The 14,661-nt window shown below is 65.6% G+C and carries 13 protein-coding genes; 6 read left to right on the top strand and 7 right to left on the bottom strand.

Features of this window, described 5'->3' with window-relative positions:
- Positions 1-125: 125 nt before the first annotated feature.
- Entirely contained in the window at positions 126-809 is a 684-nt protein-coding gene (gene cmk, locus DYQ94_RS11870) for a (d)CMP kinase (RefSeq protein WP_024939216.1), read from the bottom strand.
- Between the two features lie 172 nt (positions 810-981).
- Here cmk and ykgO point away from each other — a divergent pair, with 172 nt between their 5' ends.
- The 6 genes from ykgO (at position 982) to DYQ94_RS11840 (ending at position 5,698) form a co-directional block, all read left to right on the top strand.
- Positions 982-1,107, top strand: a complete 126-nt coding sequence (gene ykgO / locus DYQ94_RS11865; RefSeq protein WP_005913193.1) for a type B 50S ribosomal protein L36 — start codon at positions 982-984, stop codon at positions 1,105-1,107.
- A gap of 240 nt (positions 1,108-1,347) precedes the next feature.
- The gene (locus tag DYQ94_RS11860; RefSeq protein WP_039515118.1) at positions 1,348-1,677 is read left to right on the top strand and encodes a hypothetical protein; all 330 of its coding nucleotides are present in this window, start codon (positions 1,348-1,350) and stop codon (positions 1,675-1,677) included.
- 264 nt (positions 1,678-1,941) lie between these two features.
- Positions 1,942-2,976 carry an agmatine deiminase family protein gene (locus tag DYQ94_RS11855; RefSeq protein ID WP_102581598.1) on the top strand — a complete coding sequence of 345 codons (1,035 nt, stop codon included), beginning with the start codon at positions 1,942-1,944 and terminating at the stop codon, positions 2,974-2,976.
- An 80-nt stretch (positions 2,977-3,056) separates the two neighbouring features.
- Positions 3,057-3,941, top strand: coding sequence for a carbon-nitrogen hydrolase (locus DYQ94_RS11850; protein WP_160954530.1), 885 nt, complete (start codon positions 3,057-3,059; stop codon positions 3,939-3,941).
- A gap of 4 nt (positions 3,942-3,945) precedes the next feature.
- Positions 3,946-4,473 (top strand): GNAT family N-acetyltransferase, encoded by a 528-nt coding sequence (locus DYQ94_RS11845; RefSeq protein ID WP_160954588.1) that lies wholly within the window; start codon positions 3,946-3,948, stop codon positions 4,471-4,473.
- Positions 4,466-5,698: a TraB/GumN family protein gene (locus DYQ94_RS11840; RefSeq protein WP_160954531.1), complete on the top strand. Its 1,233-nt coding sequence runs from the start codon at positions 4,466-4,468 to the stop codon at positions 5,696-5,698. The genes DYQ94_RS11845 and DYQ94_RS11840 overlap by 8 nt, the downstream gene beginning before the upstream one ends.
- Before the next feature lie 118 nt (positions 5,699-5,816).
- Here the strand turns inward: DYQ94_RS11840 and DYQ94_RS11835 are convergent, their stop codons facing one another.
- From DYQ94_RS11835 to DYQ94_RS11810, 6 genes are read right to left on the bottom strand one after another with little or no spacing between them, the layout of a single operon-like run.
- Positions 5,817-6,776, bottom strand: coding sequence for an endonuclease/exonuclease/phosphatase family protein (locus DYQ94_RS11835; protein ID WP_237474879.1), 960 nt, complete (start codon positions 6,774-6,776; stop codon positions 5,817-5,819).
- Entirely contained in the window at positions 6,773-9,910 is a 3,138-nt protein-coding gene (locus DYQ94_RS11830; protein ID WP_160954532.1) for a discoidin domain-containing protein, read from the bottom strand. Before DYQ94_RS11830 ends, DYQ94_RS11835 begins: the two co-directional genes overlap by 4 nt.
- 26 nt (positions 9,911-9,936) lie before the next feature.
- The gene (locus tag DYQ94_RS11825) at positions 9,937-10,773 is read right to left on the bottom strand and encodes a carbohydrate ABC transporter permease (protein ID WP_016904891.1); all 837 of its coding nucleotides are present in this window, start codon (positions 10,771-10,773) and stop codon (positions 9,937-9,939) included.
- Positions 10,770-11,654, bottom strand: a complete 885-nt coding sequence (locus tag DYQ94_RS11820) for a carbohydrate ABC transporter permease (RefSeq protein ID WP_184429050.1) — start codon at positions 11,652-11,654, stop codon at positions 10,770-10,772. The genes DYQ94_RS11825 and DYQ94_RS11820 overlap by 4 nt, the downstream gene beginning before the upstream one ends.
- Positions 11,651-13,003, bottom strand: a complete 1,353-nt coding sequence (locus DYQ94_RS11815) for a sugar ABC transporter substrate-binding protein (RefSeq protein WP_160954534.1) — start codon at positions 13,001-13,003, stop codon at positions 11,651-11,653. Before DYQ94_RS11815 ends, DYQ94_RS11820 begins: the two co-directional genes overlap by 4 nt.
- A 3-nt stretch (positions 13,004-13,006) precedes the next feature.
- On the bottom strand, positions 13,007-14,626 hold the full coding sequence (locus DYQ94_RS11810; RefSeq protein WP_126966098.1) for a glucoamylase family protein: 1,620 nt from the start codon (positions 14,624-14,626) through the stop codon (positions 13,007-13,009).
- Positions 14,627-14,661: the final 35 nt, after the last annotated feature.

The following is a 14,661-nucleotide window of genomic DNA, read 5'->3' as shown; positions in this document are numbered from 1 at the left end:
CGCCCAGCCTGTTGGTCGACTCCGGACAGCGAGTCGGTTAAGTAGTAGTAGAACCGCCACACGGGATGTGCGACGGAGCCTTGGAACGCCTTACGGTCGGCGGGACATGCCCGCTTGCGGAACGCTTACGACGACGTGCGAACGGTCAACAACCCGACCACACGCTGGACGACATCCTCGATCCCCATTCCGCTGGTATCGATCAGCACGGCGTCTTCGGCCGGCCGCAATGGCGCCACCACCCGCTGCGCATCACGGGCATCTCGAGCCATGATCTCGCGCAGCAGGTCGTCGAAGATAACCGAAACACCCTTTTCCATCAACTGTTTATGGCGACGGCCCGCACGTTCTTCGGCACTGGCGGTCAGAAACACCTTGAAGGCAGCATCGGGGAAGATCACCGTGCCCATGTCGCGCCCGTCCGCGACCAGGCCGGGGGCCTGCCTGAATGCGCGTTGGCGTTCCTTCAACGCGCTGCGCACCTCGGGAATGGCCGCAATCGCCGAGGCCAGCGCGCCGGTGGTCTCCAGGCGCAGTTCGCCGGTGGCGTCCACGCCATTGACCAGCACCCGCAGCCCTGCCTCGCCGGCATCGTCGAACTCCACCCTGGTGTCGAAGGTGCAGCGCACCAGCGCGGCCGGATCGGAGACATCCAGATCGGCCCAGCTCGCTGCCACGCCCACCGCGCGATACAGTGCGCCCGAATCGAGGTAATGCCAGCCCAGCCGGGCGGCCACGATCCGGCTCACGGTGCCCTTGCCGGCGCCGGAGGGACCATCGATGGTAAGGACGGGCGAAAGGTCGGTCATTCAGGTTTCCGGAAGGTCATCAGGCGGTAGTGTAGCGCCGCTCGCGGGGATTGCGATGCAACCACTTGAAAGCACGACGAAAAGCCGGTTAGAATTGCCGGCTTAATTCCGGGTGCACCCTCGATTGCGGGCACTCTTCCATCGAATCCAACCGTTTACGCCGAGGTGTGCCATGAAAGTCCTGTCCTCCCTGAAGTCTGCGAAGACCCGTCACCGCGACTGCAAGGTGGTCCGCCGCCGCGGCAAGGTCTTCGTGATCTGCAAGTCGAACCCGCGTTTCAAGGCGCGTCAGCGCTAAGCTTTCGCCGCGCGTGCAAGACCCGAGAAAGCCGCCTCCGGGCGGCTTTTTCTTGGCCGATCCTTCACGCCGACGATTGCCTGATGCAGGCTGAACTGCGCGGATGCCCGGCCGGCTCCGCGTGACGGGTGCGCTGGCAGGCAATACGCCGCAGCGTTGTGTACCACCGATCGGCAAGCACGCTGGCCCTGGTTTTGCTGTAATCACCATCCGAATCTTGTCCACTGGGGAGTAGATGACATGCGCAACCGTTTGTTTGTCCTGCCGCTGATCGCGCTGATGGGGATCAGTGCCGCTGCGTCGGCCGATACGCTGCTGATCGACCGCGCACAGCAGAAGCCTGCCGCTGCCCTGCCCTTGCGCGGCGACAGCATGAGCCAGGTCGAAGGCCGTTATGGCGCGCCGCAGGAAAAGCTGGCGCCGCGCGGTGGCCAGAAGCGCCAGTGGCCGACGATCCATCGCTGGGTATATCCGGCCTTCACCGTGTACTTCGAAAAGAGCCGGGTGATCGACGTGGTGGCCAACCAGGCCGATGCCAACGAGATCGGGCCCAAGCCGCCGATCAAATGATCGCGGGTTGTTCGGGTTCCATCGGAGGGTGACTGCAACAGTGATTTGATCCAATGGTGTGCGGGAAGCGATCACTGCGAGTCGGTAAGGCGAGTCCTTCGCAAGAGCCGATTCAACGCGAGTCCCTCGCAAGAGCCGACTTGAGGCGAGTCCCTCGCAAGAGCCAACTTAAGGCGAGTCCCTCGCAAGAGCCCGCACATCCATGTGCGGGGATTTGAATTAACAGCCTGGGCTCGCCTGGGCATTGATGGGTAATTTTTGGGTATGACCGATAGCGTTCGCTTTCCTGCCGAGTGGGAATCTCAGTCCGCCGTGTTGATTGCGTGGCCGCATGCGGGTACCGATTGGGCCGAGCGTCTTGCCGAGGTGGAAGACACCTATATCGCGCTGGTCACGGCGATTTCCCGCTTCGAGCCGGTGATCGTGTGCGTGGCCGATGACGACCTGCAGATCTACGCGGAAGCGCGGCTGCGCTCGGCACGGGTGGACATGGCGCAGGTGCGCTTCGTGGTTGCGGCCTACAACGACACCTGGCTGCGCGATTCGGGCCCGATCACACTGCGCCAGGACGGCGGTTTCCGCCTGATGGATTTCCGCTTCACCGGCTGGGGCGGCAAGTTCGAGGCCAGCCTGGACGATCAGCTGGTCACCTCGCTGGATGCGGCGCAGGTATTCGTGCCCTCGCAGGTGCAGACGGTGGACTTTGCGCTGGAAGGCGGCGCGATCGAGACCGATGGTGCGGGCACCTTGCTGACCACCTGGAAGTGCCTGCACGAGCGGCATCCGCAGCGCACACGCGATTCGCTGAGTGCCGATCTTGCCGCGTGGCTGGCGCAGGACCGCGTGCTGTGGCTGGATCACGGCTATCTGGAAGGCGACGACACCGACGCGCATATCGATACGCTGGCACGCTTCGCCGGCCCGGATGCGATCGTCTACCAGGGCTGCGATGTGGCCAGCGATTCGCATTACACCGAACTGCAGGCGATGGGCGCCGAACTGGCTGCGTTGCGCAAGGCCGATGGGCAGCCGTATCGGCTGTTCGTGTTGCCGTGGGCCGAGCCGATCCTGGACCAGGGCCGGCGTCTGGCCGCCTCGTACGCCAACTTCCTGATCGTCAACGGGGCGGTGCTGATGCCGGCTTACGGCGACAAGGCCGATGCGCGCGCGCAGGCGGTGCTGGCCGAGGCGTTTCCGCAGCACGTCATCGTGCCGGTGCCGTGCCGCCCATTGATCTGGCAGAACGGCAGCCTGCATTGTCTGACCATGCAGCTGCCCGCCGGTCTGCTGGCTGCCTGAGTCACTCCTGTTCCGGCCGGCAGGCCGGTGTTACACCATCGCGCGCTACCTTAGTGCGCCACTTCGCTGGACGAATCGCCATGACCCGTCATCTCCTTCCCGTAGCGCTAATCCAGGAGCGCAACCACGGCGACGCCGCGGCCAATCTGGCCATCATCGAATCGCGCGTGGCCGAAGCCGCCGCTCAGGGCGCCAAGCTGGTGCTGCTGCAGGAACTGCACAACGGTGCGTATTTCTGCCAGCACGAGTCGGTGGACGAATTCGAGCTGGCCGAGCCGATCCCCGGCCCCAGCACCGAGCGGCTGGGCGCGCTGGCCAAGCAGCACGGCGTGGTGCTGGTGGCCTCGTTGTTCGAGCGCCGCGCGGCCGGGCTGTATCACAACACCGCGGTCGTGTTCGAAAAGGACGGCCGCCTGCTCGGCAAGTACCGCAAGATGCATATCCCGGACGATCCGGGCTTCTACGAGAAGTTCTATTTCACGCCGGGCGATCTGGGCTTTGCGCCGATCGATACCTCGGTCGGCCGCCTCGGCGTGCTGGTGTGCTGGGACCAGTGGTACCCCGAAGCGGCGCGCCTGATGGCGCTGGCCGGTGCGGAGCTGCTGCTCTACCCCACCGCGATCGGCTGGGATCCGGATGACCAGCAACCCGAGCAGGAGCGCCAGCGCGATGCCTGGGTGCTCAGCCATCGCGGCCATGCGGTCGCCAACGGGGTGCCGGTGCTGTCGTGCAACCGCGTCGGCCATGAGCCCTCGCCGTTGGGCACGTCGGGCATCCAGTTCTGGGGCAACAGCCATGTGCTGGGGCCGCAGGGCGAGTTCATCGCCGAAGCCGGACAGGACCCGACCGTGCTGGTCTGCGACGTCGACCTGCAGCGCAGCGAACACGTGCGCCGCATCTGGCCGTTCCTGCGCGATCGCCGCATCGATGCGTATGGCGATCTGCTCAAGCGCTACATCGACTGACCGCATGCCAGTGGAGTTGCGCGAAGTCCGCGACGCGGACATCCCGGCCATCACCGCGATCTACGCGGAGCAGATTGCCGGGGTCAACAGCTACGAATACAGCGCACCATCGCGGGATGAGATGGGTGCACGGGTGCGCGCGAGCGTGGATGCCGGCTACCCCTATCTTGTTGCCGAACGCGATGGCGTGGTGGTGGGCTATGCCTACGTCGGCGCCTATCGCGCACGCGCCGGCTACCGCTGGACCGTCGAGAATTCGATCTATCTCGCCAGCGGCGCGCAGGGCCACGGCATCGGCAAGGCCTTGCTCGGCGAGCTGATCGCACGCTGCCAACAGCGCGGCTATCGACAGATGATTACGGTGATCGGCGATGCCGACAACCTGGCATCGCGACGGCTACATGAACGTTTTGGTTTTCGCACGGTCGGAGTGTTCACCGGTATCGGCCGCAAGCATGGTCGCTGGCTGGACGGCGTGCAGATGCAACGCGCGCTCGGCTCCGGTGACACCGCCCCTCCTTCTGATGAATGACCCCATGACTGAGCAAACCACCCACGTTCTGGACGATGCGCTGTCCGGCCAGCCGCATCGCATCGTTGAACGCGATGGCGTGCGCTATACCCTGCTCGGCACCGCGCATGTCTCGTTGGCCAGCGTGGCTGCGGTGCAGCGGGCGATCGGCAGCGGCCGCTACGATGCGGTGGCGGTGGAACTGGACGCGCAGCGCCTGCAGGCGCTCAGCGACCCCGATGCCCTCGCCCGCCTGGACCTGGTGCAGGTGATTCGCAAGGGCCGGGTGGCCTTGTTTGCGGCCAACCTCGCCCTGGCCGCCTACCAGCGCCGCCTGGCCAAGCAGCTCGGTATCGAGCCGGGCGCGGAATTGAAGGAAGCGGTGAATCTGGCGCGCGCGCAAGGCCTGCCGGTGCACCTGATCGATCGCGAGGTCGGCCTGACCTTCAAGCGCGCGTCCGGGCGGCTGGGATTCTTCGGCAAGATGAAACTGGCCGGCGGCCTGCTCGGCGGCCTGTTCGCGGCTGACGAGGTGGGCGAAGAGGAAATCGAAAAGCTCAAGCAGGGCGACATGCTGAAGGCGAGCTTCGGCGACTTTGCCAGCGAAAGCCCGGAGCTATACGAGACCGTGATTGCCGAGCGCGACCAGTACATGGCCACGCGCCTGCGCGAGGAAGCCACCACCGATCAGCGCGAGATCCTGGCGGTGGTCGGTGCAGGACATCTGGCCGGGCTTGCACGCCACCTGGAGCAGGACACCGCCGCACCCGGCCCGTTGCGCGAGTCGCTGGAATTCGTGCAGCAGCGCAAGCGCATTCCGTGGATCACGCTGGGCATCCTGGCGGTCATCATCACCGGCATTGGCATCGGCTTCTGGCGCGGCGGCCTGAGCATGGGCGCGGACCTGTTGTTGCAGTGGGCGATGTATACCGGCGGACTGGCCGCGCTGGGCTGCCTGCTGGCCGGCAGCCACCCGTTGAGCATCCTCACCGCGGCGGTGGTGGCGCCGTTCAAGCCGTTCCGCCTGAGCGTGCCGACCGGTGCGTTCGCCGCCCTGGTCGAAGTGCATATGCGCAAGCCGGCCTATGGCGACTTCCTGTCGCTGCGCGACGATGCGCAGACCTTGCGCGGCTGGTACCGCAATCGCGTCTCGCGCGTGGTGCTGACCTTCCTGCTGACCAACGTCGGCAGCATGGCCGGCGTGTGGCTGGCCGGTTTGCAGATCTTCAATCGCCTGCATGGGTGAGCGTGGCGGGGCTGCAATCTGTTGCTCGTAGGAGCGCACCCGCGCGCGATGGGGCGTTACCGGTAATGCCCCATCGCGCCCGGGTGCGCTCCTACGACATTCGGTCGCTTGCGCGCGGCTACGGCGCGGACTGCGCCTGTGGCGCGAGCTGCAGGCGCACCCAGACGCCGTAGTGATCCGAGGCCCAGCGCCCTTCGGCATACGGGGTGTCGAACAGGATGCGCGCTTCGCGGGCCAGCAGGCGATTCTGCTGGAAGAACACGTGGTCGATCCGCGCCGGCGTGTCGAAGACATGCAGGTTCAAGGTGCTGACGGTGGCGTCGCTGTTGCGATGCACGCTGCCGTAGCTGTCGCCGTAGCCCTTGCGTAGCGCTTCCAGATCCAGGGCATCGGCGGCGGTGTTGAAATCGCCGGCGATCACGACCGGTGCCTGCTCGCTGTTGGAGGCAATGAAGTCCAGCAGGTCGGCGACCTGACGCGTGCGTGTGGCGGTGCCACGCGCATCGGCACGTTCGTTGAGGTGGGTGACGTAGACATTGATCGGCTGGCCGTCGACATCGACTTGCAGATGCGCGGCAACGCGGTAGTCGTCCAGCGGCTGCAGCAGGCGCTGATGCCGGGCCAGCACCGTGCGCCGGCTCAGCAACGCGTTGCCGTAGCGCTTGGGCGCGCCGACCGGATCTGCAGAGGCGAAGGTGTAGTCGTAATCCAGCTTGCGCGCCAACCAGGCGGCCTGGTTCTCCACGCTGCCGCGGCGCTCGATCACTTCCTGTAGCGCGATCACGTCCGGCGCCAGTTGCTTGAGCTGTCTGGCGATATAGGCGCGACGCGCCGGCCAGTCTTCGCGGTCGTGATGCAGGTTGAGCGTGACCAGGGTCATCTCGCGCTGCGCCGCGCCCGGCGACTGCACTGCCGGGGATGCGTGTGCTGCCTGATCGGTCTGCTCGAGTTGTGCGGGTTGCGCGGCCTGCGTGGCGTGTACAGCGACAAAGCACAGTAGCAGCGCCAGCCACGCGACCGGCCACCCGCCGCCGCGCCGCACCGGCGCTGCCCGGGTCGGTCGAGCCGCGTCGTTCATTGCGAGGCGCGCTCGGCCCGCCGCACCGCGCTGGGCACATCGATCTGCACGTTGGCCGGCAGCTGTTGAATCCGCAGTTCGCCGTTCTGCCATTCGGCAGATTCACCGTTGATGCTGGCCTTGCCCGGCGTGCCCTGGTACGGCCACGGCAACACCACGCCGCCCGGCGGCAGGATCAGGCCCGGCTGCAGTTGCAGCACCAGCTGCTTGTCGGTGCGCTGCAAGGTGTAATTGAGGCGCCCGTACGGTGTGCGCAGCTCGGCAATGCCGATGCCCTTGCCCTCGAACCAACGCGTCGGCGTGCCGGCAGCGATGACCAGGCTGGCGTCGGATTCGCGTCCGTAGGCGAACATGTCCAGCACCGAGCGCACGAAATCCGAGGCAACCCAGGCATGCGGCAGGTCGCCGACGAAGAACGGCGTACGCGGCGTGCGCGAGACCACTTCCGCCCATTGGTTCCAGGGTTGTGGCGCACGGTCCTTGAAGAAGAACGCGGTGGCGTCCCAGGCGCGGTCGCGCCAGCCCAGGCGCACGAACGCGGCCACGTTGCGCCATTCGTAGGGCGTGTAGTCCTTCCATGCGCGCTTGCCGTCGCGGCGGTCGGAAAACTCCTTCCAGTAGCGCTCGAAGGTATTGGTCAGCAGGTCCTGCGGCAGGCGTTGCTGCTCGCCGCCCGGGGCCAGCGCGATGGTGGTCGAGGTCGCATCGAAGTCGCCCAGCTCGGCCGAGCCGGGCAGGAAATCGAGACTGTGCTGGCGCACCGCCGCCCCCAGCGAGGCGACCAGGTCGCCACTGAATTCGTCGCGTGCGGCGCTGAAGCGGGCGACCTCGTCGGGCTTGTCGAGTGCGCCGGCCAGCATCGCCGCATCCTTGTAGCCGCGCAGCGCCCAGAAGTTGTCCCAGTACGAATGCACCGGCTTGGCCGAATAGCCTTCGTGGCTGATCGACACCGGCATCATTCCGTAGAAGGCCGGATTGCGCATGAAGTTGTCTTCGGTGCGTTCGCTGGCGCGCAGCTTTTCCATGTAGTCGTAGGCGCCGGTCACGTGCGGCCACATCTTTTCCAGGAACGCCTTGTCGCCGGTGTAGCGGTAGTACTCGGCGATGTTGAAGATCAGCTCGCCATGGCTGTCGTTCTCGGGCACCGGGTCGCTGCCGCGGTCGTCCACGCAGCACGGCACCATGCCGTCGGCGAACTGATACGGGGCGAACCAGTCGACGTACTCGCGCACCACGTCTTCGCGGCCGAGCCGCAGCAGGCCTTCGGAAATCATCGCGCCGTCGCGGATCCAGCTGCGCGAATACGAGCGCGTGCCCGGCTGCAGGCGCGGGCCGATGCGCGAGATCAACATGTGCGCCAGCGCGGTGCGCAGGGTGTCGACCACCGGCTTGCCTTCGGCCGGCACGCTGATGCGCACGCGATCGAGCTTGCTGCGCCACTGCTGGGCCACCTGCTGCTGCGCCTTGTCGGCATCGAAGCCGGCCGGCAGTTGCGCGGTGCCGGTCTGCGGAATCACCAGCGCCACCTCGCGCTGTTGGCCGGGCTCCAGCTTCCAGCGATACAGCAGCACGCCCGAAGCCAGGCCGGTGTCGTCCTTGACCTGGGTGATCGTCGGCGGCGTGGCGGCGGTGAGATGGCTGACATCCATGCCGCTGTCGAAGGCGCTGGCAAAGCCGGCATCCGGACGTTGTGCGGCGAATACCCGCGGCTTGCCGTTGACGCTGACCTGCGCGCCCTCCACCGCCAGTTGTTCGATCCGGCTCACGCCGCCCAGGGTATTGAGGAACTGCGCCGGCGGGTTGACCTGGAACGGCCGCACAGCCAACGCCAGGGTGAAGTCGCGCGCCTCCTTGCCGGTGTTGTGCAGCTGATAGCGTGCAACCAGTTGCGCCTTATCCGGGGTGCCCTGCACGAATGCGGTCACGCGCAGGTTCATCAGGTCGTGGTGCCAGTCGACGCTGGGAATCGGCAAGTAATCGTCCTGCAGGCTCTGTTCGCTGCTGACGTCGGACCAGTGCAGCAGCTTGCCGCCGGTGACCACGAAGGGCTCGATGCTGAAGCCGCCCTTGCCCACTTCCACCGCGCCGTCCTCGCCGATCAGGCCCTGCTCGGTGCCGCCGTCCAGACCCAGGATGGTCCAGTACGGCTGCTCGCCGGAGAAACCGCGCGGATAGCTGCCGCGCGGCATCTGCGCGGCCAGCGACTTGATGAAGTCGTTCGGGGTCGCCGCAAACGCCAGCGGCTGCAGCTGCACTTCCTTGATGCCATAGCGCCAGTTAGGACCGTCCTTGAGATCGAAGCGCAGATAACGCGCCTCGGTGTCCGGCAGCGCCAGCCAATCGGTGCCGCCGGCACCGGCCGTGACGGTGCGCAGGTCGCGCCAGCCGCGCCCGTCGCTGGACGCGCGCACCACGTATTGCGAGGCCTGCAGGCCGGGGACCCACTGCACCACCGCGCCGCCGAATTCGCGCACCTTGCCCAGGTCCAGCGTGACGGTCTGTTGCTTGACCGCGCCGCTGAGCCAGAAGGTCTCCGGCTTGCCGTCGGCCAGGCGTTGTTCCAGTGCGGGCGCGGTATCGGTGATCGCCTCGGCCTTCAACGGCGAGGTGTCTTCCGGCGGCAGCGGCGTGAGCGTCAGGCGGTCGAAGCACACCGTGCCCTTGCCGCCGACCTTGTTGTAGATGGTGAACTCGACATCCGCACTGCTGAGCAGCTGCTTGTCCTGGCCCGGGCCCCAGGCCTTTTCGATGTTGCGCTTGCGATAGCCGACGGTGGTCCAGTTCTTCGGGAAGTTGAAGCCGGGCCGGTTGACCCACCACACGTTGTCGCCGCTGGCATCGATCAGCTTGACCTGCAGATCGTTGGACGGCGAGTCGCCGCGCAGCGCAAAACCGATGCGGTAATTGTCCGGATAGTCGATCGGCAGGTTGCGACGGATGCCGACATAGCCGGACACGCCGTTGAAGTTGTAGTCCAGGCACAGCGCATGCCCGCCGGCACTGGTGGCGACCGGCCGCAGCGAGCCGCTGACCTGGTTGGACACCACCAGGCGCCAGGCGCCGATGTCGTTGAAGCCGTCGAGCACGCGTTCCTGCGCCTGCGCCGTGACCGCAGAGGTGGCAACAGCGGTCATGGCAAACAATCGCAGGAACATTGGCTTCACCCCTTCACACTCCCCAGCAGAAGACCTTGGATGTAGTAGCGCTGCAGCGCGACGAACAATAGCAGCACCGGAATCACCGTCACCACTGCGCCGGCCATCATCAGCTCCACGTCCATGATGTGCTCGCGCGACAGTGCGGCCAGCGCCACCGGCAAGGTGTACTGCTCCTGGTCGGTCAGCACGATCAGCGGCCACATGAAATCGTTCCACGAGCCCATGAAGGTGAAGATGGTCAGGGTGACCAGCACCGGCTTGAGCATCGGCAGCACGATCTGGAAGAAGATCCGCATTTCGCTGGCGCCGTCGATGCGCGCGGCCTCGATCAGTTCATCGGGAATGCTGCGCGCGTACTGGCGCACCAGGAAGATACCGAACACCGTCGCCAGCGCCGGCACCACCACCCCGCCGATGTTGTTGACCAGATGCAGCTGCTTCATCAACAGGAACAGCGGCAGCATCGCCACCTGCGCCGGGATCACCAGCGCCGCCATCAGGATCTTGAAGATGCGCTCGCGGCCGACGAACTGCAGCTTGGCGAACGCATAGCCGGCCATGGTGTTGATCAGCAGCGAGCCGAGCGTGATCAGCCCGGACACCATCAGGCTGTTGGCGAAGTTGCGCGCCATGCCGGTACGCGCGAACAGCTCGTGGTAGTTGGCGGTGGTGAACGCCGAGGGCAGCATCGGCGGCGGGAAGCGGCTGGCCTCGCCGGTGGGCATGAACGACACCGACAGCATCCACAACAGCGGCGCCAGGCTGACCAGCGCCAGCAGCAGCAGGCCACCGTTGATCAGCACGCCATTCCAGCGCGATTGGCCGACATCACGACTCATATCAAATCCCTCTTGCGGCCGAAGCGCAGCATTACGGTGGTCACCGCCAGGATGATCAGGAACAGCAGGAACGCCACCGCCGACGCGCGGCCGAGGTTCCACCACTTGAAGCCTTCCTCGAACATGAAATACAGCACGCTCACGGTGCTTTGCAGTGGGTCGCCGCGGGTCATCACGTAGGGCTCGGCGAACAGCTGGAAATAGCCGGAGATGGTGATCACCCCGACCACCATCAGCACCGGGCCGAGCATCGGCAGGGTGATATGCAGGAACTGCTTCCAGCGCGAGGCGCCATCGATGCGCGCGGCCTCGTACAGGTCCTGCGGGATCGCCTGCAGCCCGGCCAGGAAGATCACCATGTTGTAGCCGAAGTTCTTCCATACCGCGAACAGCATGATGGTCGGCATCGCCCAGCGCGGGTCGCCCAGCCAGTCGATCGGGGCGATGCCCAGATGGCTCAGACCGAAGTTCACCAGGCCGTACTTGATGTGGAACAGATAGCGCCAGATCACCGCCACCGCCACCAGCGTGGTCACCACCGGGGCGAACAAGGCGGTACGGAACAACGCCTTGAAGCGCGAGGCCTTGGCATTGAGCAGCAATGCCGCGCCCAGCGACACGCCGATCGACATCGGCACGCCCAGCAGCACGAAATACGTGGTGTTCCACAACGACTTCCAGAACAGCGGCGTCTGCAGCAGGTCGATGTAGTTGCCCAGGCCGACGAAGCGCAGATGGCCGCTTTCGGCCAGTGCGTACAGATCGAAGTCGGTGACGCTGAGCACCAGCGCGGCGAACACCGGCACGCCGAAGAACATGCCCAGCACCAGGATCGACGGCGCGGCGAACACCCAGCCGGCGACGGAATTACGCTTCATCATCGCGCCGCCCCCTCGCCCGCTGCAGGCGCTGCGGCAGGTGTCGCCGCAGGCGTTGCCGATGCACCGGCCGGACCGACATGCCCGCCCTCCTGTTCGAAGATCCAGCGGCGCTTGGCCAGAATCTCGTCCACGCGTTTATCCAGTTCCTGCACGGCGGCCTCATGTGATTGGCCGCCACGCACCACGCGCTCGGTCACCAGGCGCATTTCCTGCACGATGCGCTCCCACTCCAGCACCTTGGGCGTGGCCTTGACCCGCTCCAGCTGGTCGCCGAAGGCATGCGCCAGTTCGTCGTTGGCCAGCGAGGGCAACTTCCAGGTGCTGCGACGCGGCGGCAGGTCGCCGATGATGGCGTGAAAGCGCGCCTGCACCTGCGGCTGCGACAGGTATTCGATCAGCTTCCAGCTGGCGTCCTTGTGCTGCGACGACTTGAAGATCACCAGGCTGGAACCGCCGGCAATGCCCGCGCCCAGGCCGTTGGGCCCCGGCAGCGGCGCAGTGCCCCACTTGCCTTCCATGCCCGGCGGCTGGCGCAGCTTGAACTCGCGCACGTTCCACGGGCCGGACAGATAGAACGCGTAATAGCCGTTGAAGAACTCGTACCAGACGTTGGAGACCTGGGTCTCGGAGACCTTCGGCGCCCAGCCTTTCTGATACATGGTGTCGTAGAAGCCGAGCGCCTTGCGGAAGCCCTCGCCGCGAAAGTTGCCGTAGTTGTCGTGGTCGCGCAGCAGGCGGTCGTCCTGCTGCAGCGCGAACGACAGCTGCTGCTCGAACTCGTTGAGCGGCATCAGGATGGCGTAGCGGTCCGGGCCGACCTTGCGCTTGATCGCCGCCATCACCTGTTCCATCTCGGCCCAGGTCTTGGGCATCTCGCTATAGCCGGCCTCGCGCAGCAGGTCCTTGCGATAGAACAGCAGCCGGGTGTCCACATACCACGGCACGCCATACAGGGTGCCGTCGACCAGATTGGTGTCCCACACGCCGGGAAAATAATCCTGCGGGTCGACGATCCTGGAACGCGCCACATACGGCTGCATCGGTTCCAGCGTGTCCAGCAGGGCGAACTCCGGCAGCCAGGTGTTGCCGAGCTGGCACACGTCCGGCAAGCCATCGGCGGCAAAGGCGGTCAGCAGTTTTTCGTGCGCCGCCGTCATCGGGATGTTCTGCACATCCACGTGGATATCGGGGTTCTGCTTCTCGAAGTCGGTCACCAGCTCGGCGACCACTTCGGCCTCCTTGCCCATGGCCCAGAAGCGCACGGTGGTCTTGCCGGGGTCGGAGCGTTCGCATCCCGCCACACCCAGACACAGTGCGGCGGAGATCATCAACAGTTTCAAAAGGCGCACGGATTACTCGGGTTTTTGGCGTTGCGAGGGGTCTTGCTGGGCCTGGGCGGCGGCGGCACGCGACTCGGCCATGCCCAGCGCACGGGCGGCGGCCTTCTGCTCGTCCTTCTGCGGCGCCGGCTGCGGCTCGCCTTCGGGGGTGAGCCAGCCGCCGGTGAAGCCGGCGCGTTCCAGACCGGCCCGGATGTACGGGTTCTTCTTCATCACGGTCCAGACGAATTCGTTCTGGTAGTTGGCGATCATCGCCAGGATCGGGCCCTGGTCGATGGCGATGTAGTCGCTGGCCACCCAGCCACGGTCCGGCACCATGCGCCCGGTCTTGAGCGGGATGTCGTAGTTGAAGCTGGGATTGAACGAGTCCAGAAAGCCGTAGCTGGAATACAGGAAGTCGCCGTAGCGCTTGTGCATTTCCTCGGTGGCCGGGATCACCACTTCCGGGGCGAACACGATCGAGGAGATCGCCGCCGACGGCACGATGGTGCCGTCGTCGAAGTTCTCGCGCAGGCCGGCGCCGCGCGAGGAGTAGTGGCGGAACTGGCGCTGCTCGCCACGGTATTCCTGGCTGGTGTTCTGCGGGCCGTCGCCGGCGGTCAGGCCCCAGACGTTCTCGCCGTAGTCCTTCCACTTCATCGGGTTGTCGATGGCGTAGTCGCGCTGGGCCAGGGTGGCGCGGCGGCTGTTGAGGAAATAGTCGATGCCGCGTTCGCGCATGTACTGGTCCTGGATATCGCGGAAATCGATCCAGACATGGCTGTACTGGTGACCGAACAGCGGACCGAAGGACAGGTATTCCTGGCCCTGGTAGACGCCCCAGTCGTTGTTGTAGGTGCGGGTCCAACTGGTCCAGGCATCCACGTCCACGCCGTGGGTCGGCGAGCCCAGCGCGAGGATGTACAGCATCATCGCCTCGTTGTAGCCCATCCAGTCGTGGTCGATGAAGCCGCTCTCGGGGAACCAGCCCATCGAGATCAGCGGTGCGCGCTGCTGCAGCCAGCGCCAGTCCACGCGCTTGTACAGCGCATCGGCGATCTGCCGGATCTCCTTTTCGCGCGGGTCGTCGCCGTCGTAATACGACTGGGTGAACAACACGCCCATCATCAGCAGCGCGGTATCCACGCTCGACAGCTCGACCCAGCTGTCGTAACGGTTGCCCTGCTGCATGTCCAGAAAGTGGTAGTAGAAGCCCTTGTACCCGGCCCTACCGGTCCGCTGCGGCCCCATTGGCGCATCGCGGAAGAATTTGAGTGTGGTCAGGGTGCGGTCGATCGCCTGATTGCGACTGACCCAGCCGTTCTCGATGCCGATCGGGTACGCGGTCAGCGCGAACCCCACCGAGGCGATGCTGGCGAACGGACGTGACGGAAACCGGTCCGGCGACAGCCCATTGAGTTCGTTGGTGGTGTCCCAGAAAAACTGGAAGGTGCGGCGCTCGATGTCCGAGAACAGCGGTGGCAGCGCGGGTTTGACCGGCTTGGGTGGCAGCTGCGCTTCCACCAGGATGACTTTCACCGGCGCCTTCTTTTCAGCCACCTTGGGCTCCTCGGCCTGCTTGCAGGACGCCAGCACCAGCGCGCCCAGCAATAGTGGAATCTTCAACCAATACGAAGTCCTGCCCCTGTTCATCCGCCCCCCACTTGTGTAATCGATTACATCTCGCA

It is taken from the genome of Xanthomonas sp. LMG 8993 (assembly GCF_009835065.2).
Taxonomy (GTDB): domain Bacteria; phylum Pseudomonadota; class Gammaproteobacteria; order Xanthomonadales; family Xanthomonadaceae; genus Xanthomonas; species Xanthomonas arboricola.
This window is presented reverse-complemented; position numbering and strand designations above follow the sequence as displayed.